This window comes from Mesorhizobium sp. BAC0120, from assembly GCF_033542235.1.
Lineage (GTDB): Bacteria > Pseudomonadota > Alphaproteobacteria > Rhizobiales > Rhizobiaceae > JAWRCU01.
Genome location: NZ_JAWRCU010000022.1, coordinates 61,788 through 82,490, shown reverse-complemented (window position 1 = coordinate 82,490; position 20,703 = coordinate 61,788). Strand labels below are relative to the sequence as shown.

At 63.1% G+C, this 20,703-nt stretch carries 22 protein-coding genes; 6 read left to right on the top strand and 16 right to left on the bottom strand.

The genetic code is table 11. From position 1 onward, the window contains the following. Nucleotides 1-164: 164 nt before the first annotated feature. Nucleotides 165-764 carry an SH3 domain-containing protein gene (locus tag SAZ10_RS30255; RefSeq protein WP_412535327.1) on the bottom strand — a complete coding sequence of 200 codons (600 nt, stop codon included), beginning with the start codon at nt 762-764 and terminating at the stop codon, nt 165-167. A 162-nt stretch (nt 765-926) separates the two neighbouring features. Between SAZ10_RS30255 and SAZ10_RS30250 the strand changes: the two genes are divergently transcribed. Then, on the top strand, nt 927-1,928 hold the full coding sequence (locus SAZ10_RS30250) for a D-glycerate dehydrogenase (RefSeq protein WP_318613181.1): 1,002 nt from the start codon (nt 927-929) through the stop codon (nt 1,926-1,928). Nucleotides 1,929-2,016: 88 nt separating this feature from the next. On the opposite strand, the gene SAZ10_RS30245 is transcribed toward SAZ10_RS30250, so the two are convergent. The 15 genes from SAZ10_RS30245 to SAZ10_RS30175 form a co-directional block, all read right to left on the bottom strand. Continuing rightward, nucleotides 2,017-2,256, bottom strand: coding sequence for a hypothetical protein (locus SAZ10_RS30245; protein ID WP_318613180.1), 240 nt, complete (start codon nt 2,254-2,256; stop codon nt 2,017-2,019). A gap of 139 nt (nt 2,257-2,395) precedes the next feature. After that, nucleotides 2,396-2,836 carry an aconitase X swivel domain-containing protein gene (locus SAZ10_RS30240; RefSeq protein WP_318613189.1) on the bottom strand — a complete coding sequence of 147 codons (441 nt, stop codon included), beginning with the start codon at nt 2,834-2,836 and terminating at the stop codon, nt 2,396-2,398. After that, nucleotides 2,836-4,095: an aconitase X catalytic domain-containing protein gene (locus SAZ10_RS30235; protein ID WP_318613179.1), complete on the bottom strand. Its 1,260-nt coding sequence runs from the start codon at nt 4,093-4,095 to the stop codon at nt 2,836-2,838. The genes SAZ10_RS30240 and SAZ10_RS30235 overlap by 1 nt, the downstream gene beginning before the upstream one ends. Then, a complete protein-coding gene (locus SAZ10_RS30230) occupies nt 4,092-4,613 on the bottom strand; it encodes a GNAT family N-acetyltransferase (RefSeq protein WP_318613178.1) in 522 nt (173 codons plus the stop codon). Before SAZ10_RS30230 ends, SAZ10_RS30235 begins: the two co-directional genes overlap by 4 nt. Beyond that, complete coding sequence (locus SAZ10_RS30225; protein WP_318613177.1) at nt 4,613-5,380, bottom strand: molybdopterin-synthase adenylyltransferase MoeB; 768 nt, start codon at nt 5,378-5,380, stop codon at nt 4,613-4,615. Before SAZ10_RS30225 ends, SAZ10_RS30230 begins: the two co-directional genes overlap by 1 nt. Nucleotides 5,381-5,411: 31 nt before the next feature. Beyond that, nucleotides 5,412-6,548 carry a DNA replication/repair protein RecF gene (gene recF / locus SAZ10_RS30220; RefSeq protein WP_318613175.1) on the bottom strand — a complete coding sequence of 379 codons (1,137 nt, stop codon included), beginning with the start codon at nt 6,546-6,548 and terminating at the stop codon, nt 5,412-5,414. Between the two features lie 205 nt (nt 6,549-6,753). Next, nucleotides 6,754-7,872 (bottom strand): DNA polymerase III subunit beta, encoded by a 1,119-nt coding sequence (gene dnaN / locus SAZ10_RS30215; RefSeq protein WP_318613174.1) that lies wholly within the window; start codon nt 7,870-7,872, stop codon nt 6,754-6,756. A 241-nt stretch (nt 7,873-8,113) separates the two neighbouring features. After that, a complete protein-coding gene (dnaA, locus tag SAZ10_RS30210) occupies nt 8,114-9,664 on the bottom strand; it encodes a chromosomal replication initiator protein DnaA (RefSeq protein ID WP_318613173.1) in 1,551 nt (516 codons plus the stop codon). Nucleotides 9,665-10,499: 835 nt separating this feature from the next. Next, nucleotides 10,500-10,766, bottom strand: a complete 267-nt coding sequence (gene rpsT / locus SAZ10_RS30205; protein ID WP_318613172.1) for a 30S ribosomal protein S20 — start codon at nt 10,764-10,766, stop codon at nt 10,500-10,502. Between the two features lie 143 nt (nt 10,767-10,909). Next, a complete protein-coding gene (locus tag SAZ10_RS30200; RefSeq protein ID WP_318613171.1) occupies nt 10,910-11,683 on the bottom strand; it encodes an enoyl-CoA hydratase in 774 nt (257 codons plus the stop codon). Between the two features lie 75 nt (nt 11,684-11,758). After that, nucleotides 11,759-12,649, bottom strand: a complete 891-nt coding sequence (mutM, locus tag SAZ10_RS30195) for a bifunctional DNA-formamidopyrimidine glycosylase/DNA-(apurinic or apyrimidinic site) lyase (protein WP_318613170.1) — start codon at nt 12,647-12,649, stop codon at nt 11,759-11,761. Further along, nucleotides 12,642-13,871 carry a phosphopentomutase gene (locus tag SAZ10_RS30190; protein ID WP_318613169.1) on the bottom strand — a complete coding sequence of 410 codons (1,230 nt, stop codon included), beginning with the start codon at nt 13,869-13,871 and terminating at the stop codon, nt 12,642-12,644. Before SAZ10_RS30190 ends, mutM begins: the two co-directional genes overlap by 8 nt. A 126-nt stretch (nt 13,872-13,997) precedes the next feature. Further along, nucleotides 13,998-14,561 carry a TadE/TadG family type IV pilus assembly protein gene (locus SAZ10_RS30185; protein ID WP_318613168.1) on the bottom strand — a complete coding sequence of 188 codons (564 nt, stop codon included), beginning with the start codon at nt 14,559-14,561 and terminating at the stop codon, nt 13,998-14,000. Nucleotides 14,562-14,677: 116 nt separating this feature from the next. Next, nucleotides 14,678-15,253: a TadE/TadG family type IV pilus assembly protein gene (locus SAZ10_RS30180; RefSeq protein ID WP_318613167.1), complete on the bottom strand. Its 576-nt coding sequence runs from the start codon at nt 15,251-15,253 to the stop codon at nt 14,678-14,680. Nucleotides 15,254-15,376: 123 nt separating this feature from the next. Beyond that, the gene (locus SAZ10_RS30175; RefSeq protein WP_318613166.1) at nt 15,377-15,811 is read right to left on the bottom strand and encodes a pilus assembly protein N-terminal domain-containing protein; all 435 of its coding nucleotides are present in this window, start codon (nt 15,809-15,811) and stop codon (nt 15,377-15,379) included. Nucleotides 15,812-16,165: 354 nt separating this feature from the next. Here SAZ10_RS30175 and SAZ10_RS30170 point away from each other — a divergent pair, with 354 nt between their 5' ends. The 5 genes from SAZ10_RS30170 (at nt 16,166) to SAZ10_RS30150 (ending at nt 20,702) form a co-directional block, all read left to right on the top strand. Beyond that, nucleotides 16,166-16,351, top strand: a complete 186-nt coding sequence (locus tag SAZ10_RS30170) for a Flp family type IVb pilin (RefSeq protein ID WP_318613164.1) — start codon at nt 16,166-16,168, stop codon at nt 16,349-16,351. A 124-nt stretch (nt 16,352-16,475) separates the two neighbouring features. Then, nucleotides 16,476-16,997 carry a prepilin peptidase gene (locus SAZ10_RS30165; protein WP_318613163.1) on the top strand — a complete coding sequence of 174 codons (522 nt, stop codon included), beginning with the start codon at nt 16,476-16,478 and terminating at the stop codon, nt 16,995-16,997. 515 nt (nt 16,998-17,512) lie between these two features. Next, entirely contained in the window at nt 17,513-18,334 is an 822-nt protein-coding gene (cpaB, locus tag SAZ10_RS30160) for a Flp pilus assembly protein CpaB (RefSeq protein WP_318613162.1), read from the top strand. A 5-nt stretch (nt 18,335-18,339) separates the two neighbouring features. Continuing rightward, complete coding sequence (locus SAZ10_RS30155; protein WP_412535328.1) at nt 18,340-19,944, top strand: type II and III secretion system protein family protein; 1,605 nt, start codon at nt 18,340-18,342, stop codon at nt 19,942-19,944. A 14-nt stretch (nt 19,945-19,958) separates the two neighbouring features. Beyond that, a complete protein-coding gene (locus SAZ10_RS30150; RefSeq protein ID WP_318613160.1) occupies nt 19,959-20,702 on the top strand; it encodes a CpaD family pilus assembly protein in 744 nt (247 codons plus the stop codon). The last annotated feature ends 1 nt before the right edge of the window (nt 20,703 follow it).

The following is a 20,703-nucleotide window of genomic DNA, read 5'->3' as shown; positions in this document are numbered from 1 at the left end:
CGATCCGACGATCGGCGCCAATGGCCGGGTGGCCACCCGGCCATTGGCGTCCCTTGCGAGACCCGTCTTCGTACACAATTTCCAATGCAAGGTGGATCGGCGCGAAGCGCCGAGACGGATGAGGGGTGTTCCAGGAGGCGCGTCGGATCGCGGTCTCCTGAGCGCTAATCCTTGATCAGCTCGCCGGGGTAAGCGCCCCAGATCTGGGCCTGCCTGATCCAGCCGGTGTGCCCGTCAAACGTCATCTGACACCATTCGCCGTTGCACTGCTTGATCTTGCCGATCACGCCGGGCTCGAGCAGGGCGACCGTACCGGCATCATTCTCCGGTTCGCCGAGCAGCTTGATCTGCGCGTCCTTGCCCTTCTGCCAGGGCGCGGCGATACCCGTCCGCTTGCCCGACAGCAATGACTGGTTGATCCAGCCTTCCGCGCCATCCGAATCGCGCACCTTCCGCCAATTGTCGAATTCCTGGAGAATCTCCATCGGCAGGCCGGGCTTCAGATACATCCAATCTATCGCGTAGTTGACGCCCGGGCCGATGCGCGAATTGACCCGTCCCGATTTCAGGCTGACGAAGCGCGGCAGCGGCAGTCCGCTCGGTCCGAGCAGGATAGAGGGCTGCCCGTTGGGGCCGAGCGAACCGGTCTGCTGAGGATCGGTGTCGGGAGGAGCCGCATCGGCCGCGGCGATAGGAAGGAGAAAGGACAGAAGGGCGGCAGCCACCGCCTGAGCAAGGGTCGATCGACGCACGTTTTTTCCCATTGTGATCCGCCTGCAAGGAGCGGGGCACCGACCAAAATTCTTTGTCATCGGCCAAGTCGCTTGTTACAGAGGGCGGCAGGTCGATATCGGTTTTCGAGTTTCGCCTGTCTTGGTTAAAGAGGTCTCAACGACCCTCAGTCGGTGACCGAATTTGAGGAAACAATGTCCGGCCGCAAGAAGCCCCTGGTCGTGATTACACGCAAGCTGCCCGACCAGGTGGAAACCCGCATGCGCGAGCTGTTCGATGCACGCCTCAATCTCGATGACCGCCCGATGGGATCGGAGGAGCTCGTGGCTGCGGTCAGGGAGGCGGCGGTGCTGGTGCCGACCATCACCGACAGGATCGATGCGGCGCTCATCGAGCAGGCCGGGCCCAATCTCAAGCTGATTGCCAATTTCGGCAACGGCGTCGACCACATCGACGTAGCGGCGGCCGCCAAGAAGGGTCTCACCGTCACCAATACGCCGAACGTGCTCACCGAAGACACGGCCGACATGACTGTGGCGCTGATGCTTGCCGTCCCGAGGAGGCTCGCCGAAGGCGCGAACGTATTGAAGGGCGAAGGCAAATGGCCGGGCTGGTCACCGACCTGGATGCTCGGTCATCGCATCTGGGGCAAGCGGCTCGGCATCGTCGGCATGGGCCGCATCGGCACGGCGGTAGCGCGCCGCGCCAAGGCGTTCGGCCTGTCTATCCACTACCATAACCGTCACCATGTGGCGCCGGCGATAGAGGACGAGCTGGAGGCGACCTATTGGGAGAGCCTCGACCAGATGCTTGCCCGCATGGACATCATTTCGGTCAACTGCCCCTCGACCCCGGCCACCTTCCATCTGCTCTCGGCCCGGCGGCTGGCGCTGATGCAGCCCACGGCCTTCATCGTCAATACTGCGCGCGGTGACATCATCGATGAGGATGCGCTGATCAAGCTGCTCGAGCAGGGCAAGATCGCAGGCGCCGGGCTCGACGTGTTTCAGCACGAGCCGGCTGTCAGCCCGAAGCTCGTCAGGCTGGCCGCCAAAGGCAAGGTGGTTCTCCTGCCGCATATGGGCTCGGCCACCATCGAAGGCCGCATCGACATGGGCGAGAAGGTGATCATCAACATCCGGGCCTTCTTCGACGGTCACCGGCCGCCTGACCGTGTGCTGCCGAATCGCGTTTGAGTCGAGGCCTCGGCAGGGCGAAGCGATGCCGCCGATGATCAATTTTGATCGATGGCGACCGGGCAAGCTGGAACGCTGCCCGCCCGGATCAAATCAGCCAGCCAACAAATAACAAAACGGCGCCGATCGCAATCAGCGCCACGCCCGGCCAGTTCGCCCTAAGCCCAAGAAAACGAAGCCCGCGCCGCTCGGGCTCCAGCGTAACGCCGCCGGGCTCATCCGGTGACGCATGCGGTTCGCTCAATTCGTCGCGAAATATGGCCTTCCTTGCCATGACAAGGATGCCGCAGACGACAAGCAACGCACCGATCCACAGGATGGAGACCATGGTCGCCTCCCTCGGCCATTTTGCAGCACGATCCCGAGCGAATCGCACAAGATCATGCAGCAAGAACAACGAGCCGACGGACAGTAACAGATCGAAACCGCGGTTCGTTCCCGCGAAAGCCCGGCTTTGGCGTTTCAACCTATCGAGGCTGCCGGTTGCGCGTGGATATAAGGCCGTTTGCGGAAACAGCTGCTTCGTGCCCGTCGAACTGGCGGTGCAACGTGGCGTCGAGCTTGACCGCGACCGGTGTCTGCCAGTCCATTTCGCGCGCAACGATCAGGCCGAGCAGCAGAATCGCATCTGGTTTGTCGAGAACGAGTGCGGCCGGCGCCCGGCCGTTGTGGACGAGCTCCATCAGCACGGCCGAAGCAGATGACGAGCCGACCGTCGCCGGCACGAACAGCACCGTGCCGGCGATATGCTTGCCGAATTGCGGATGCCTGGGATCGGCGATGCGGCCGCTCTTCGGATCGACGCCGCCCCAGAAGCTGATCGGGGCCGTGAGCACCAGCGCATCGCCTGTCCCGGCTCTCCCCGCCACCAGCACCTCGCCGTGCATCGGACGTCCTTCCGCAAGCATCACGCCGCCAGCGCTCCCATCACGGGCCGGCCGGCGATCGCGCTTTCCACGCAGTCGGCGAGCGATCCGTAGATCACCGCATAGCCGGTATTTCCCGGCGCATAATGGGCGAACTTGCCGGAATTGGTCATCAGCACCCCGCCGTCGCGAGGAGGCAGGATAGGCGTGACGACCACGCAGGTGTCGGCGACGACCACGACGCCGAGGCTCTCCAGCGTTCTGCGCCGTCCGTCGCTGTCGAGCGCCGCCACCACATGGCGTCCGGTACAGGCATGGATCGGCACGGCGACCCGGCGACCCCTGAGCAGCCTTTCCAGCTCACTGAACTCGGCAAGCGAAAGATGCGGGCTGCCGATCGCGACCGCATCGATCGCCTTGGCATCGCCGGCAGTCGAAAGCCGGCGGCGCGCATCGGCAACCATTCTTTCGGTGACCTTGACTGTGGCTTCAGCAGGCTCGCCACCGAGAGCCGCTGCGAGCTCCGGCGCTTCAGGCGTTACACCGGCGATGTGGAACAGGCCGACCGCGCCCGACGATGCGGCCGCGGCGCCAAACGCCTTCAGCGCATCCTCGCCGGGATTGCGCGGGACCCCGACGACGACCCCGATGGCCTCGCCCACTTCGCGGCCATAAAGGCTGCCGAGGATCGGCCAGGCGTGGTCGGCTCCGAGGAACGCGACCGGGAGCGCGCTCACGTCAAACGCGAAGCGCGCCCGACGGTTCTCCGGCCTGTGCAGGCCATAATCCGGCGCGCGGCCCGAAATAGCACAAGCGATGTCGAGGAAGTCGCCATAGCGGTTGGTACGAGCACCAAGAACGGAGTTGCAGAAGGCGACCGCGTTCGATTCGCCCCAGGCGACATCCGTGCCGAATGCCGGCCTATGGCCTGCCTGATAGGGCGCGCAGGTCCAGCTCTGCTCGCAGCCGAGCTTGCGGTACGCCTCCATCATGCGCCGCGCCATGGATCGCATCGGTTCTTCGAGCCTCACGCGCGAACAGCCCACGAGATCCAGCGCGCCGACATTGAGTGTCGAGCGCACCGCCACCGTTGCGCCGCCCTCCACCAGCGCTTCCGCGAACAGCGTGCCGGAATCGCCATGATAGAGGGCGCCGTCGATATGCGCGGAGGCAATGGGGATCAGCCGTGCTGCGCCGAGCAGCCGCGCGGCTTCGATGACGATACGCATCGCCATCGCCGCGCCCTTGCCGTCACGACCCTCCGCGGTCGCCTGTTCCTCAGCCGTAAGCTCCAGGCTCATGCCAGTGCCTTGCGCATCGTCAGCGTTGTCGGTCTGTCGAAGCCGGGGTGCGCCGTCCTGTCCGTCTCGACGAAGCCGAATGATGCGAATTTGCGATGATTCCCGGTGAGCTCGACCCGCGTTTGCAGCTCGATGACGGGCTTGCCTGCGTGGATAGCGTGGTTCTGCGCTGCCATCAGCAGCTGGCGCCCTACGCCTTTTCCCTGATAGGCCGGCAGCACCGCCAGCTTGCCGAGATAGAAATGGTCTTCCTTCTCGGCGAGGAAGGCGCACCCTACCATGCTCTGTGCGATGGCAAGGATTTCGCCCCGCGCCGGCGGCCGATCTGCAGTAGCCAGAAAACACGTCTCTGCTTGGGCTTTGGCGCGTAGCACCGCAGGCGTCAGCCGGTGGACTGAAGAGGGTGGATCGATGACGCCATCCATATAGGCGAAGGACGCGCGGATCATCGAAAGCAAGTCGTCCCAATGGCCGAAATCGGCCAGTAGCGTGCCGATGGAGATGTTCGGCGCCGCCATCACCCTTTTCCTCCGTATTTGATCGTGTCGAAGCGGGCTGCGAGCGCGTCGTAGAGCAGGAGGCGGCCGACGAGCGGCTCGCCGATGCCGGTAATCAGCTTGATCACCTCTAGCGCCTGCAGGGTACCGATCACGCCGGTCAGCGCCCCCAGCACGCCTGCCTCCGCGCAGGACGGCACGAGGCCTGCCGGCGGCGGCTCCGGGAAGAGGTCGCGATAGGAAGGCCATGGCCGCCCGTCAGGGCGCGTTTCGAAGGGCATCAGCACGGTGAGCGAGCCATCGAAACGGCCGACAGCGGCGGTGACCAGCGGGCGCTTCTCTGCCGCGCAGGCGTCGGCAACGGCGTAGCGCGTATCGAAATTATCGGAGCCGTCGGCGACGAATTCGTATTTTCGCACCAGATCCGCCGCATTGGCCGCGGTCAGACGCGTTGCATGGATCTCGACTGCGACATTCGGATTGATGCGGGCGATCGCCCGTGCCGCGCTCTCCGTCTTTGTCAGGCCCACCGCGTCGGTATCGTGGATCACCTGCCGCTGCAGGTTGGAAAGCGAGACCACGTCGTCGTCGACGATGCCGAGCGTGCCGACACCGGCTGCTGCAAGATATTCCAGCATCGGAGCGCCCAACCCACCGGCGCCGACGACCAGAACGCGCGCGCGTTTCAGCTTCTGCTGGCCCGGCCCGCCGATCTCGGGCAGCACGATATGGCGTGCGTAACGTTCGAGCTCTTGCGGGGAAAGCGGAAGGGTCTCGTGTCTGGTCATGACTGGAACATAGTCCCCGCCGCCGTGCTTGTCAGCGCGTGTCGCTGACTTCACCGTGCGAGACGGTCAGAAACTGCGCCTGTCCGGTGAGGCTGGAAAACAGCGACGGCTCCGTCCCCGTCATGAAGGTCTGGCAGTTGAGCTCATCGAGTATGGAAAACAACGCCGCCCGCCGGCCAGGGTCAAGATGGGCCGCCACCTCGTCGAGCAGAAGGATCGGCGCCGAGCCTGCCATCTCTGCCGTAAGTCGGGCATGGGAAAGCACCAGCCCGATCAGCAGCGCCTTCTGCTCGCCGGTCGAGCAGAACTCCGCAGGCATGTCCTTCACTGAATGGCGTACCAGAAGGTCGGAGCGGTGCGGGCCGTCGAGCGTGCGGCCGGCGGCGCGATCCCGGTTTCGGCTTTCGGCAAGCCGGCGGCGCAAATCCTCCTCGACCTCGACCGCAGGCTCGTCGGTGACCTTCCGCTCTACCTCGCCGTCGAGCGCGACCAGGGCGCGCGGGAACGGTCCGTCATCGGGCAGCTTGGCGATCATCGCCGAAAGCAGGCCGAGAAGCTCGGCTCGCGCCGCTGCGATCGCAACGCCCGTTTCGGCCATCTGAGCCTCGATCGCATCAAACCAGCCCCAATCGCGCGAGTCGTCGGCGAGCAGCCGGTTCCTGCCGCGCATTGCCTTCTCATAATCGAGCGTGCGTCGGCCGTGGTTCGGATCAATCGCGAGAACGAGCCGATCGAGAAAGCGGCGGCGGTCGCCGGCCGGGCCGGTGAACAGCGCATCCATCGCCGGCGTCATCCAGACGACGCGCAATATGTCGAGCAGTTCCTCGGCCGAGCGCGCATCGGCGCCATTGATGCGGATTCGCCGGCTGCCTTCCGCGCCCTGTGCGGTTCCCGTGCCGATTTCCGCATCGCCCTCGGCGCTGCTCACGCGTGCATGCACGGCGAAGCCGTCGGCAGCGCCATGTCGCGCGATCTCCGCATAGGCCGCGCGTCTCATGCCGCGCCCGGGCGACAGAAAGGAGACAGCCTCGAGGAGGTTGGTCTTTCCCGCGCCGTTCTCGCCGGTCAGCACGACTGCGCCGGGCCGCAGCTCGAGCGAAACGGAGGAGTAGTTGCGAAAGTCAGTAAGCGACAGCTTACTTACGTAGGTACCGACGCGCTCGCCCATTGGCGTAACGCCTTATGTCGCCCCCCTCTGTCCTGCCGGACATCTCCCCCGCAAGGGGGGAGATGGGACGGCCGTTTTGGTTTCGCCAATCGCCGGCGTCGAAGATTGGCGAAGCCACCGATGACAGCCAATCTCCCCCCTTGCGGGGGAGATGTCCGGCAGGACAGAGGGGGGCAACGTAGAGCTGTGTCTTCGCAAAACAGGACTACACGCGCATCGGCATCAGGACATAGAGCGCCTGATCGTCATTGGTATCGTGGATCAGCGTCGGCGAGCCGGCGTCCGCAAGCATGAACTTCGCGTCGCTGCCGGTGAGCTGTGCCGCCACATCGAGCAGGTAGCGCGCGTTGAAGCCGATCTCCAGCGGATCCGACGAGTAGTCGGCCGGCAGTTCCTCGGTGGCGCTGCCGGAGTCCGGATTGTTTACCGCGAGCGTCACCTGCCCGTCGCTGATCGACAGCTTCACCGCACGACCGCGCTCGGAAGAAATGGTCGAGACGCGGTCGACCGCCTGAGCGAAGCTCTGACGGTCGATGACGAGCTTCTTGTCGTTCCCGGTCGGGATGACGCGCTGGTAGTCGGGGAAGGTGCCGTCGATGAGCTTGGAGGTCAGCACCACCGGTCCGATCGTGAAGCGTATCTTGGTTTCGGAGAGTTCTGCAGTCACCGCGACGTCCGGGTCTTCCACGAGCTTCTGCAATTCGCTCACGGTCTTGCGTGGGATGATGATGCCCGGCATGCCTTCCGAACCTGCCGGCGCATCGGCCTCGGCGCGCGCCAGCCTGTGCCCATCAGTAGCCACTGAGCGCAGCTTCAGTTTGCCGCCCTCCTCATGTGTGTGCAGGAAGATGCCGTTGAGATAATAGCGCGTTTCTTCCGTGGAGATCGCGAACTGCGTCTTCTCGATAAGTCGCTTCAGCGTCGCTGATTCAAGGCGGAAGATGTGCGTGAAGGAGCCCGCCGTCAGCTCCGGAAAATCCGACTGCGGGAGGCATTGCAGCCGGAAGCTCGAGCGGCCGGAGATCACCGACATGGAGGCGCCGTCCTCATCGGTCTTCAGCATCACCTCGGCGCCGTCGGGGAGCTTGCGTACGATATCGTAGAGCAGGTGGGCCGGCACTGTGGTCGCGCCGGCGCGCTCGACTATGGCGGCCGTCGCCTCGGTCACTTCGAGATCGAGGTCAGTCGCCTTCATGTCGAGGCTCGCACCGCCTGCCGTGAGCAGCACGTTGGAAAGGATCGGGATAGTGTTGCGCCGCTCCACGACGCGATGCACGTGGTTGAGCGATTTCAACAGATTGGAACGTTCAAGTACGACACGCATGACGAGCAAATCTCGCTTCGATACCAAGACGGCGATTCAGGTCAGCGGGACATACCCGAAAGTGCCGAGAATCGAAGCAAAGTGACAGCAATTTAAACTGAAAGGCAAGCCCGCGGACGGCCAATGAGGCCATGCCGCGGGCTCCCTGGGGATAAAGCCGGGAGCGAGCCTTACCCCCTTCCGCCTTCGTCTCCCGGCGCGACATGGCCTCGCCGGCCGGCCGCGCCGGAGCAAAGGCGGCTCAAGCCTGATCGCTGATCAGCCTGCGCAGGAGCTCCAGCTCCTGGGCAAGCGTGTTGTCGTTGCCCGAAAGGTCCTCGATCTTGCGCACAGCATGGAGGACGGTCGTGTGATCCCTGCCGCCGAAGCGGCGGCCGATCTCCGGCAGCGAGCGCGGTGTCATCACCTTGGACAGATACATGGCGACCTGCCGCGGCTTCACGATGGTGCGCGTGCGGCGGTTCGAGAGCAGCTCCGTCTTGGACACGTTGTAGTGCCGAGCTACGATGCGCTGGATATCCTCGATCCTGACCCGCTTCGGCTCCCCTGACCGGTAGATATGGCCGAGGATCTCGTCGATCCTGTCGATTGTGAGTTGCGGCTCGAAAGAATGCCTGAACAGCAGCTGGTTGAAGGCGCCTTCGAGCTCACGTCCGCTGCCGACCACCGTGCGGGCGACATGCGCCAGCATTTCCTCGGAGATCGACAGCGAGGGGTCATCGAGCTGCGCCTGCTGGAGCCGCAGCTTCAGCATCTGAAGCCGCATCGTGTAGTCGGGCGCCGACATCTCCAGCGCCACGCCGCCATTGAGGCGGGAGCGCACGCGCGGCTCCAGCGATTCCAGCTCCGACGGGGGCCGGTCAGCGGCCACCACGACCTGCCTGGCGCTGTCGAGCAGCATGTTGATCAGGTGGCAGAACTCGTTCTGGATCGACTTGCCCTGCAGGAACTGCATGTCGTCGATGATCAGAAGATCGATGTCGCGCAGCTGTTCCTTCAGCGTCAGCGCATTGTTGTCGCGAATCGCCGTTGCAAAGCGCCACATGAAGTATTCTGCGGTGAGATAAACGACCCGCGATTGCGGGAACTGCTTCAGCGCCTCGGCCGCGATGGCCTGCAGAAGGTGCGTCTTGCCGAGCCCGACGGTCGCATGCAGGAACAGCGGATTGAACCGCGCATTGGCCGACTGCTCCGCCACTGCGCGGGCGGCCGCGAAGGCTACCCGGTTCGACGGTCCCTCGATGAAGGATTGGAAGGTATAGCGGTTGTCCAACGGCGAGCCGAGCACGCTCTGGCGATGTTCCTGATCGTGCGCGGCGTTCTTCGGTGCGTTCGGCACGGCGGGCCGCTCGCTACGTTGAGCAGCGAGCGTGCCGCTCGCAAGGGCCGTATGAGGCTGCCTGACGACCTTGCGCACCGGCTGCTGCTCGTGGTCGGCGGTTGAGCGCCCCTGCTTGGTCGTGGTGCGCACCACGATCTCGACCTTCATCACGTCGGGCTCTTCCTGGCGCCACAGCTCGCCTATGAGGTCGATGTAGTGGCCGTTGATCCAGGAGCGCAGGAAGGCGGTCGGCACGGACAGGCGCACGACGCTCTTCGAGCTTTCCGCCAGTTTCATGCAGGCGAACCAGCTCGAGAACACCTCCGTCCCGAGGCGGGCCTTGAGCTGCGCCTTGACACGGTCAAATGTCTTGTCAGGCTTGGAGCTCGCCGTTGCCATTGCGTCCCCATCCACCAAATCACGAGGAAAGAGTAGGCCGTAATCGGCCCGCCCTTCGATGCCGCTGTGCATTTTTCTTGGTTCCCTGTTCCGCATTATTCTCGATAGGCCGCTGCCCGCTTCACGGCGCAGCGACCCATTCGCCCCGTCTCCGCCACTCGAACGTCGGCTTGCGCCGACATTACCCCGTGTACCGGGCGTACCTCGTACGCAGCCCGGCCCCCTTACGGCGAACTTCTGACAACATCCTTCAAGTTGCAAAAGACCCCTCGTCCCGAAAGCAATACCGGGCTCGAAAAAACATGTCTGCAATGAACGAATGCCGCGTCTTCAGTTGCCTCGAAAAGGCACGAACCCAACAGCCCACGGATCGCTCCGTGGCGCAAAATTCGCCAATTTGGCTGGTCGCGAGGCTGTCGGCCCGTGTCTCTCGATGGCCAGACACTAGCTACATCGACGCCGGATATGCAAGGCCGAGATTCATTCAATTTTAACGAATCAAGGGTCCCGGATGGCGGTGCACGGAGCGTTTGGCAAGGCTGCAACCGAGTAACCCGTTCGGAATCAAACCCTTTTTCGACATGTCGGATTTCGACGACCCATCCCTAAAAAAAAATCAAAAATTATACTTGACTCTAGTTGTGCCCCGCACGCGGTGGGCGATTCTGCACAAGCTGTTGACAACCCCGCACAAGCTGTTGAATTTGTTACGAAATCATTGACCGGACCTTGGCTGCCTCCGGCGCCGTCCGATGCCGCAACAATTCTGTTTTCCAGTCTTGCGCTGGCAAAGCATTTTGACGGTCAGCAGGGCTGACGCTAGGGCATTATTGCAAGTCATTGCGCGGCAAATAAAAACCCGGCCAGAGGCCGGGTCATGCAGAACCGAGGAAGGTTAGTCGGAAGCTTAAGCCGACAGGCCCTTCACGCGCTGTGCGAGTCGCGACACCTTCCGTGACGCCGTGTTCTTGTGCACCACGCCCTTGCCGGCAGCGCGCATCAACTCAGGCTGTGCGGCCTTGAGCGCAGCCTCCGCTGCTGTCTTGTCGCCGGAGGCGAGCGCCTCCTCGACCTTGCGCACGAAGGTGCGAACGCGTGAGCGCCGGATCTTGTTGACCGCTGCGCGTCGGGCGATCTTGCGCGCAGCCTTCTTGGCCGAAGAGGTGTTGGCCATAATGCCTCTCTTTTATATTCCAGTTGGGCAGCGCCGCTGCCTGACGCAGGGCGCAAAAATAAATGTGGCAGCCACAAGGCCGCCTCGGTAGCGGCGGCTTATAGAGGAGGTCGGTGCGACCGTCAACGCCGGAAATCGCATGCTCAGCGATTGCTGAAATTGGCTTTCCGCTTCTCGACGAAGGCGGTCATTCCCTCCTTCTGGTCGTCGAGCGCAAACATCGAATGGAACAGGCGCTTCTCGAAACGCAGGCCTTCCGCCAGAGTCGTTTCGAACGCTCGGTTGACGGCCTCCTTGGCCATCATCACGGCAGGCAGCGAGAACTCGGCGATCTTGGCTGCCGCCGCGAGAGCCTCGTCGAGCAGCTTGTCCGCCGGCACGATGCGCGAGACCAGTCCGGCCCGTTCGGCTTCCGCTGCGTCCATCATGCGTCCGGTCAGGCACATGTCCATCGCCTTCGCCTTGCCGACGGCGCGCGTGAGCCGCTGTGACCCGCCCATGCCAGGCATCACGCCGAGCGTGATCTCGGGCTGGCCGAATTTGGCGCTATCGGCGGCGATGATGAAGTCGCACATCATGGCGACCTCGCAGCCTCCGCCAAGCGCATAGCCGGCCACCGCCGCGATGATCGGCTTGCGCACGCGCCCGACATCGTCCCAGCCCGAGAAGAAGTCGCCGAGAAAGGCTTCCACATAGCTTTTGTTCTGCATCTCCTTGATGTCGGCGCCGGCGGCGAAGGCCTTGTCCGAGCCGGTGATCACGATCGCGCCGATGCCGGGATCGCCGTCGTAGGCCTTGAGCGCCTCGACCAGCTCGGAGAGGACCTGGGAATTCAACGCGTTCAGTGCCTTCGGCCGATTGAGGGTGATCAGGCCCACTTTGCCGCGTGTCTCGGTGAGGATCGTCTCAAAGGCCATAGTTGGTCCTCCGTGCTTCAAGCGCTGCCGATTCTGTTGCGCACCATGGGGCGGCTTTTGCCGGGCCTGCTTAGCTCATCGTTGGCAGACGGGACAATAGAACGTCGAACGCCCGCTTTGCACCACGCGGGCGATGACGCCGCCATCCTCGCGCTGGCAGGGTTCGCCTTCGCGGTCATAGACTTTGAAGCGGTGCTGGAAATATCCGAGCGAGCCGTCGGTCCGGATGTGATCTCGCAAGGATGAGCCGCCCGCCTCGATCGCCTCGGCGATGACGTCGCGCAGCGCCTCGGCGAGCCGCTCCGCCCGCTGCGAAGCCTTGCCGGGCTTCGCCGCGATCGAGCCGGCTGCCCGTCGCGGCGAAAGCTTCGCTCGCCATAGCGCTTCACAGGCATAGATGTTGCCGATTCCGGCGATCAGCCGCTGGTCGAGCAATGCCGCCTTGAGCGGCATTTCCCGGCCGCGGAACAGATCGCTGATCAGCGCGCCGCTGAGCTCATTGCCGGTCGGCTCCGTACCGAGCCCGGCGAGCATTGGATGCTGATCTAGCGTGGCCTCGTCGGCAAGAAGCATGAAGCCGAAGCGGCGCGGGTCATTGAAGATGATGCGCGATGAAGGGCCGGCACCGTTCCTGACCGTGAAGACCACATGGTCATGCGCATCGAGCTTCGAGCGCTCATTATGGAAGACGCCCGGCGTCGATGAGGCGCCGGAGCGCTCGATACGGAACGAGCCCGACATGCCGAGGTGGCATATCAGCGCCTTTCCGTCTTCGAGATGCGCGATGAGGTATTTCGCCCGCCGGCCGAGCGCAGTCACATGCCGGCCGGTGAGAGCCCCGACAAAACCTTCGGGAAGAGGAAATCTGAGGTCGGGACGTCGTGCCTCCACCTTGACGATGCACGCCCCCTCGAGCACCGGCTGCAGGCCCCTGCGGACCGTTTCGACCTCCGGCAGCTCAGGCATTGCCGGCAATTGCCGAATAGAAGGACGTCCCGTGCCGGCCGTGCGCGAGGCCGAGATGCTCGGCGACCGTCTCGCCGATATCGGCATAGCTCCGCCTCAGTCCGACGTCCTCTGCCTTCAGGCCTGGCCCGGTGCCGAGGATCGGCACACGCTCGCGCGTATGATCGGTCCCGTGCCATGACGGGTCGCAGCCATGATCCGCAGTGAGCAGGAGAAGATCGCCTTTGCGGAGTTTGGCGAAAGCCTCCGGAAGCCTGCCGTCGAACGCTTCAAGTGCCGCCGCATAGCCCGGTATGTCCCGGCGGTGGCCGAACAGCGTGTCGAAATCGACGAAATTGGCAAACACCAGGTCGCCATCGCCCGCATCGTCCATCGCGCCGAGCGAAGCGTCGAACAGCGCCATGTTCCCTGAGGCCTTGCGTACCTCGGACACGCCCTGATGCGCGAAGATGTCGCCGATCTTGCCGATGCCGATCACCTTGCTGCCGCGCTGCACCAGCCTGTCGAGCAGGGTGGGCTCCGGCGGCGGCACCGCGAAATCGCGCCGATTGGCGGTCCGCTCGAATGCCTCAGCCGTCTCGCCTACGAACGGGCGGGCTATGACTCGGCCTATATTGAGGGGATCAACCAGCCGCCGTGCCGTTTTGCAGAGCGCATAGAGTCGCTCGAGGCCGAAATGCGTCTCGTGTGCCGCAATCTGCAGCACCGAATCGGCTGAGGTGTAGAGGATCGGCTTGCCGGTCCGAAGGTGCTCTTCGCCGAGCCGGGCGATGATTTCCGTTCCGGAGGCATGGCAGTCGCCGAGGATGCCGGGCAGCTTCGCCTCGCGGGTGACCGCTTCGCTGAGCGCTGCGGGGAGGGCCGGTATCTTTTCGGGGAAGTAGCCCCATTGGAAGGGAACCGGCACGGCCGCGATCTCCCAGTGGCCCGAAGGCGTATCCTTGCCGGTCGATATTTCTTCCGCGGCGCCGAAAAAACCTGTTCTCTTGCCGTGCCCGGCCTTGCGGCCGCTCGCAATTGCCGCCGCCTCGCCGAGCCCGAGCGACATCAGGTTGGGGAGGTCGAGCGGACCCGAGCGGAGCCCCGCACGATCCCCGCCACCGGCGGCGCAGGCAGCCGCGATGTGGCCGAACGTGTCGGAGCCTTCGTCGCCGAATGCCGCAGCATCCGGCGCGCTGCCGATGCCGAAAGAATCCAGGACGAAGATGAAAGCGCGCGCCATCCGCAGGGCCCGGTCAATTTTCCAGCATCGAACCCAAGCAATAAGGTCGAAGCCAGGCGATGGCAAATCGAATCGAGACGGCCGGTTGAGCTGGCGGGCCGTGAACATCCTCCAGCCGACCGAAAGTCAGGTCAAGCAGTCGGCGCAGCTTATCTCCTGGCTCATGCGGGGCCGCAGGTAATAGGTCTCCTTCATGGAGATATTCTTGAAAATTGACGTCCAGCCAAATCCTGGCGTGTCACCAGTCGACCAGGTGATCACCGGCTGATAATCGAGGCAGCTTGCGACGCGCACAAGAAACGCTCCACGCGTATTGAGGTCCGCCGGAACGGTTGTGGTTTTCCCCTTCGTTTCGTTAGCCTCACCGAGGCATTTCGTTCCGTCGCCGGCCAGCCTGCTCGACCACGCCACCGTCACCTTGGGCGTATTCTCGTCGGAGATACTGATCGCGGTGATCACAATCTCCGGCCTGGAGCGGTTGTAGGGCTGCACCAGTGCCTTGCCGATATCCATGATGGCCTTCAGCGCCACCGGGGATGTCGTGTCCTGCTGCTGCGTCACGAGATCGGCGACCATGCTGGCGATCCGGCTCACCTTCTTGTCGGTCTCGATGGCTTGCGAGGCCTCCATTGATGCGAAATACATGCACAACAGAAGCGGTGCGACGAATGCGAATTCGATCGCCGCCACACCCCGACGGTCTGCATGAAAACGACTGAGCCACTCCGGTGACCTCAACCACCTGCCATGCGCCCCTGCACATATGGACATGCTACGCCTTTCTCTCCACCCCAGGCTGTTGCCGATCACTCGTCGAATGGTTCGTTGCGCCAGCTGGCCGTCGAGAAGAGCAGCGTTTTGCCGTCCTTCAGGTTGGACATCGCCTTGCGCATGAAGTCGGTGATTACCGGCCATTTGTAGGAGACGTTCAGCGTGTTTATGGTGAGCGCTCCGCCGGGATTGACGCCACTGCTGACGATATCGTTGTTCTGCATCGTGAGCTTGGCCTTCCTTGCCGCCTCCTCGAAAGTGGCGGAGTTCTGCAACTCGATGACGAGATCGGGGCAGCCATTGGCGACGATGATCTCAAGGCGGTCGCAGATGATCTGCCTGAGGATCACTTCGGTGATATCGGCTCTTCTGAGCTGGCCGGTGCGGATCTGCCGGGCGATGTCGTCCGTCGCATTGGCGAGCACTTCCTGGGCCGTGAAGGAGATGCAGGTTTCGAGGATGGCGAAGGTGAGCGCCGCAAAGGGGAGCGCGAGGATGGTGAATTCGATCGCCGTGGCGCCGTCCCGGTTGCGGGCGAAACGCCCGAAGCATTCCCGCATGCGTTGAATGATGCCGCGGTTCGGCCCTTCATTGACCTTGGAGGTGCTCATCTTCAGCTTCTGCCGATCCTGTCGGGGCGACAATAGCGAAGACCTGTTGAGGTCCAGTTTGGATGATCGGTCAAAGCTGAGCGCCGCGCTTTACCCGCGGCTAACCATCGCGAATGGCTGCCCCTATTGGTTGGCGTTCATCTCCCGCTCGGAGGTACGCTCAGCGGCGGACTTGTAGGAGCTTTCGCAATAGGGTGTGCAGGAGAGCGTCTGCATCTCGGCGCGACGGTAGACGCGCACCGAGCTCGACGTCTGGCGCGTGACGGTCACCAGCTCGTCGACGATCGGATTACCCTGCTTGTCGAGCACGACGAGGTTCGTCACGCCGAATCCCTTGGCGGTGAGCACGATGGTGGAGGCATCCTGGACGGAAGCATCGGCGATCGCTGGATTGCCGATGACGACGGTATCGGCCGCCCGCGCAAGCTTGACGATCTTGGCTTCGTTCATCTGGACAGTGATGCCGGGCTCGGCATTCGCGGAAGAAACGACAGAGATCGTGCCGACGGCTAGAAGAGCCGCCGTCGATAAGGCCCGCAAGCCCGGTCCCAGCCCCATCACGCTTCCCTCGATATGATCTTCAGCGGAAGATGAAGCAGATTGGTGAACCAAGCGTTAAGTGGCGTGGGGGCTTCGGCGGGCTCCTGCGATCCTTATGTGACGCGCCTGCGCATGAAAGGGCATGCGCTTCGACGCCTGCGGTTACGAGCTTTCGACTATATAAGAAGTCGATCAAACGAAATGCGCTAATTTAGCTATGGATTAACCACCGTTCGCACTCATGCCCGTCAAGGTTTCGGTAAGGCTGTTTCTTAAGTCGATCGAAAGAGCTTCAGCCTAAATTGCCAGTATCCGATCGACGCATAAAAAGTTGACGGAAGTGCTGTAACACGTGGAGTAAGGAGCTCTCGAATGTCCAAGCTTTTTGCGCGTTTCGTGAAGGACGAGTCCGGCGCGACCGCCATCGAATACGGCCTCATCGCCGCGCTTATCGCTCTTGCAATCATCGTTGGCGCCGGCCAGCTCGGCAATTCGCTGAACGACAAGTTCGGCAAGATTGCTAACAAGCTGGATACCACCGGCAATGGCAATCTCTGAGGCCGGCATAAATTCAAGTATTGGGGAAGGCCGTCCAGTAGGACGGCTTTCTTTTTCCGTGGAGCTTCACCCTTACTTAATCGCAGCCGCCTAATATCGACCGACATCGTCACGGCCAAATTCGATGCTCGAAGCCCTCATCCTCGTCGTGTTCCCCTTCTGCATGCTGTTTGCGGCCGTCTCCGACCTGCTGTCGATGACGATCGCCAACAAGGTTTCGGTCATCCTCATCGCTGGTTTCGCAGTGATTGCACCTCTGACCGGGATGGATTGGGCGAGTTATGGCTGGCACTTCGCGGCGGCAGGCACGGTACTCGCGTTCACCTTCCTCATGTTCGCGATCGGCGGCATGGGCGGCGGCGACGCCAAGCTGATGGCCGCGACCGCGCTCTGGATGGGCTTCAACCTGAACCTTATTTCCTACCTGGTCGCATCGGCCTTCATCGGGGGGCTGCTGACGCTCATGATCCTGTCCTATCGGAAATCGCCTTTTGCGATGCTGACCGGCAACAATATGTTCCTGCGCCATTTCGCCGATCCGACTGCCGGCGTGCCTTATGGCATCGCGCTCGGCATCGGCGCCCTGATCAGCTATCCCGACTCACCGCTCATGCAATGGGCGATCGCGCGCCTGTCTGGCCACTGACAACGTTTAGCCCTGGGACAATCGCTTGACGGGTTTGCGCCCGTCCCCACCCCATGTGGCGCGGCGCCGGTGACCCCCTCCCCCTTGTGGGGAGGGATTCAGGGTGGGGGTCCGACGCGCGCCATCTCAAGCCGGGTTATGCCGTCTGCTTCAGCTAACTTTGCAGACCAATCGCGAGGCACCCCCACCCTGAATCCCTCCCCACAAGGGGGAGGGGGTCACCAGCGCCGCGCCCTTGTGCAATTTCCCTGCCCTTGAGGGGGAGATGGCCGGCAGGCCAGAGGGGGGTCGTACACTCGCCGTTTCCAGCGATCGCCCTGCTTCTGCCCTTCAAACAATATCATGTCGCCATAGCGCTCGGCGCGGCACCCCTGTGCCCCCGTCCTGCCAGTTCGCCGGCATTTTCATAAACTTTGAATTAAGCATGATCGTAAGCTTTACATTAACCGTAATTTGACGATTGCCCCTGCAATGTCCGGCCTCGTTGGGTGGAAAGCCGAGTACGAGGCGGGCAAATGGCTGCATCCCGGATAATGATTCTTGGCGTCGCGGTGGCTGCCGCAGGCGGGGCCGGCTACATTGCCAAGAACATGGCCTCTGCGCCACCGGCTGAAGTCGTGGCTCCGGCCGGCCCGCAGGAGCCGGCGATTGCGTTGAGCGACGTGCTGGTGCTTTCCGGCGACGTGCCCATGGGACAGCCGGTTGACGGGCAGCTCAGATGGCAGTCCTGGCCGGCCGATTCCGTCAACGACACCTTTGTCACCCGCGGCGGCGAGCCGGATGCGATCGACAAGCTGAAGGGCGCCATCGCGCGCGTGCCGCTCTATGCAGGCGAACCGCTGCGCCGTACCAAGCTGATCGGCAACGGCCAGAGCTTCATGTCCTCGGTCCTGCCGTCCGGAATGCGCGCGGTCGCCACCCACATCTCTGCCGATACTTCGGCGGGCGGCTTCATACTGCCCAATGACTTTGTCGACGTGATCATGACACGCCGCGCGCCGCAGTCGAATTCCGGCGGCGGCAGTGACCGGTTCATCACCGAGACGGTCCTGAAGAACATCCGCGTCCTGGCGATCGATCAGACGATCCAGGAGGATGAAGAAGGCAAGAAGGTCAAGGTCGGCGAAACGGCGACCCTCGAGCTGACGCCGCAGCAGGCCGAGATCATCACGGTCGCCCAGCAGATGGCGGACCGGCTGACTTTGGCGCTTCGCTCGATCACCGACACCCAGGAGAAGTCGGCGGACGATGCTGACTATCTCGTCTCCGGCAACGGCCGGCGCGGCACGATCCGACTCATCAAGTCGGGTGAAGTGACTGAGGTGGGGGCGAGGTGAGGATGATGAGATTGACGAAACCGGCGCCCGTCGCCCGCTCATTGCGTGCGCTCGGCAGGCTTGCCGGCACCTTGCTGCTGTCGGCAGGCATTATTGTCGGGATGGCCATGCCGCGTTTGGCGTCTCCCGCGCATGCCAATGGGGCCAGCGTCACGGCGGCGGGCGAGGGGCAGCGGATCAAGCTCGGCCTCAACAAGTCGATCGTGGTCGATCTCCCCGCCGACGCCTATGACATCCTCGTCGCCAATCCCGCCGTGGCGGATGCGGTGACCCGCACGGCGCGCCGGATCTATCTGTTTGGCAAGACCGTCGGGCAGACCAACATCTTCGTGTTCGGGCCGAATGGCGAGCAGGTCGTCAGCCTGAACCTTGCGGTCGAGCGCGACGTCTCGGGGCTCGAAGAATATCTCAAGCGCTTCATTCCCGGTTCCGACATCACCGTCGAACTGTTGAACGACAACGTCATCCTGTCCGGAACGGTGGAGACGCCGCTCGATGCCAAGCGTGCTTCCGACCTCGCCACGATCTTCGTGAGCGGCGGTGAAGCGACGACCGGCCAATACTCGCAGACAGCCGCCGGCGGCGATGCGGCCGGCGGTGTCGCCATCGACAACCCGGACTCGCAACGCCGGACCAGCAGGATCGTCAATCTGCTGAAGATCATCGGCGATGATCAGGTCACGCTGAAGGTGACTGTCGCGGAGGTCTCCCGAACGGTCATGAAGCAGCTCGGCGTCAACATGATCGGCGGCGGCAGCAACGGCATCAGCTGGGGCGCTATCTCCGAAAACTCCTTTGGCCTCGGAAAACCGCTGTCTGCCAGTGGCCTTGCGATCGGAACCTCGACGGTCGACGCGTATGTAAACGCGATGGAGCAGGCCGGCGTGATGAAAACGTTGGCCGAGCCGACCCTTACCGCCGTATCCGGCGAGAAGGCGACTTTCAAGGTCGGTGGTGAGTACAATCTCGTGACTGGGCGAACGAGCGCGGTCTCAGACCAAAATCAGACCGGCCAGGTAACCTATAGCGTCGAAAAGATCGAGTACGGCATCGGCCTGGAATTCCAACCGGTCGTGCTGTCGCCTGGTCGCATCAGCCTCAAGATGAGGACATCGGTATCCGAGCCTACAACGGAAGGATCGGTGCCGTTTGAAGCCGGCCCCTCCCGGAAAAGTCCCGGCCTGTTGGGCGGCATCTTCGACCCGCGCGACAATCTGCCCGGCACGAACATGATCTCGATCCGCAAGCGCCTGGCCGACACGACAATCGAGCTGCCCTCAGGGGGGTCGATGATGATTGCCGGCCTGGTGCGAGACGATGTGCGGCAGGCCATGGCTGGTTTGCCGGGCCTTTCCAAGATTCCCGTGCTCGGCGCCTTGTTCCGCAGCAGGGATTTCGTGCGCAACGAGACCGAGCTCGTCATCATCGTCACGCCTTATCTGTCGCGGCCGGTCGCGCGCAACGCTCTCGCCAAGCCGGACGACAACTTCAACCCGCCGAGCGACGGCGCAGGCTACTTCCTCGGCCGCGTCAACCGCGTGTTCGGCACGATGCAGACCAATCTTCCCAACGGCCGCTATCACGGCGTCGTCGGGTACATTTACAAGTGATCGAGGTCCGGGACATGGGCAAGGTTGCTGGGGGCACGGGCATGGCAGCCACGCTGGCGGTCCAAAACCGAAGACAGATGGGGCGCACCGCGGTTTCGATGCTCGCCGCGATTGCGGTCGGGCTGCTCGCCGGCTGCGTCAAGCGGGACAGCATCACGGTCGGCGCCATTCCGGATGACTACCGGACCAATCATCCGATCTTCATCGCCGAGAAGCAGGAGGCGATCGATCTGCCCGTTGCGGCGGAAGATCGCGGCATGACGCGTACACAGCGTGTCGCGCTCGACGGCTTTCTCGACAGCTACGACCGCAGCGCCCTGCCGCTCGTCACCATCGCCGTGCCGACCGGCGCCGCGAATGATCTTGCCGCAGCAGATGCGGCAAGGGATTTCCGCGCCTTCATCCGATCGCGAGGCGTGCCGGCTTCGCGCATCATGATGGCTTCCTACCAGTCGCCGGTGGTCGAGGCATCTGCTCCGATCCGCGTCTCATACGTGGCCATGCGCGCGCAGACCAACAGGTGCGGACGCTGGCCCGAGGACCTCATGAACAATTCGGAGAACAAGCATTACGCCAATTTCGGCTGCTCCTATCAGAACAACCTTGCCGCGCAGATCGCCAACCCGGCCGACCTGCTCGGACCGCGCAAGCAGACCGAGATCGATGCAGAGAACCGCAGCAAGGTCATCGACGTCTATCGCCAGCGCGGCGTCTCGAATGAATTCCTCGGCAAATCCGAAGTCGACATAAATTTCTGAC